The 975-nt window shown below is 66.9% G+C and carries 1 pseudogene; it reads right to left on the bottom strand.

Going from position 1 to position 975, the window contains the following annotated elements:
- Nucleotides 1-169 precede the first annotated feature (169 nt).
- Nucleotides 170-787: pseudogene (locus HV670_RS32560) on the bottom strand (hypothetical protein); the annotation flags it as partial.
- Nucleotides 788-975: the final 188 nt, after the last annotated feature.

A 975-nucleotide genomic window follows, 5' to 3' on the forward strand; every position in this document is an offset into this window, starting at 1 on the left:
CGAGCGCGTTCGTCACGGCAAGCGTGGTCGCGCCGGATTCGAGCTGGCTGATCGTCCCCTGCTGGTTCATCAGGTTCAGCGCGGTCAGGCTCAGCGCATTCGCGGCAATCTCACCACGACTGTTGTCGAGCTGCGGGGCGGAGACGTGCAGCTCGTTCGCGCCGATCGTGCCGTTCGCGTTCGTGATGATGGCAGCGGTCACGGTCGCGCTATCGCCGCTCAGCTTGCCGTTGTGGTTGTCGAGCCTGTCCGATGCGACCACGTTTAGCGTGTGCTGGGCGGTGATCGTGCCACTCTGGTTGTCGACATTCGATGCCGTCACCGTCGCCTGTGCGTGAGTGCCGATCGTGCCCCCACTGTTGTCGAGCGTGCCGGTCGAGAGCGTCAGCGCACCGGTGCCCGCCTGCGTTATTGCGCCGTTCGCGTTCGTGAGGCTGCCGGACTGAAGCGTGACGGTCTGGCCGTTGCTCGAAATCGTCCCGCCGGTGTTGTCGATCGCACCTGACGTGTTCAGGGTCGTCGCGCCATTCCCGGTCTGCGACACGGTTCCGCCGTGATTGGACAAGCTCGCGGCCGACAGCGAAAGCTGCCCCGCTCCGAGCTGCGCCCGATCGGTCGACACCGCCCCGCTCGCCTGAACAGTCAACCCACCGTTCGTCTGCAGCGTGCCGCCCGTCAGCGCGAGATTGCCGCTATCGCCCGAATCGCCCGAATCGCTCGGATCGCCCGACGCACCGAGGGTCGTGAGCGAGGCGGAACCCTTGGCCAGGGTTTGCGCGCCGTTCATCGCGATGCGGCTGCCGGAGAACACCAGACTGCCACTCGCCGTGTTCTGCCCCGTCGCGCTCAATGCGCCGCTCGTCGTGACGTTCAGATCGCCCGCGCCCGTCAGCTTGCCATGGGTGTCGACACCTGCCGCCAGCGTGCCCGTCGAATCCACCGTCGAGCCGGTCACGGTCGTGCTGCCCTGTGCGG

The sequence above is a fragment of the Pararobbsia alpina genome, assembly GCF_902859895.1.
GTDB lineage: Bacteria > Pseudomonadota > Gammaproteobacteria > Burkholderiales > Burkholderiaceae > Pararobbsia > Pararobbsia alpina.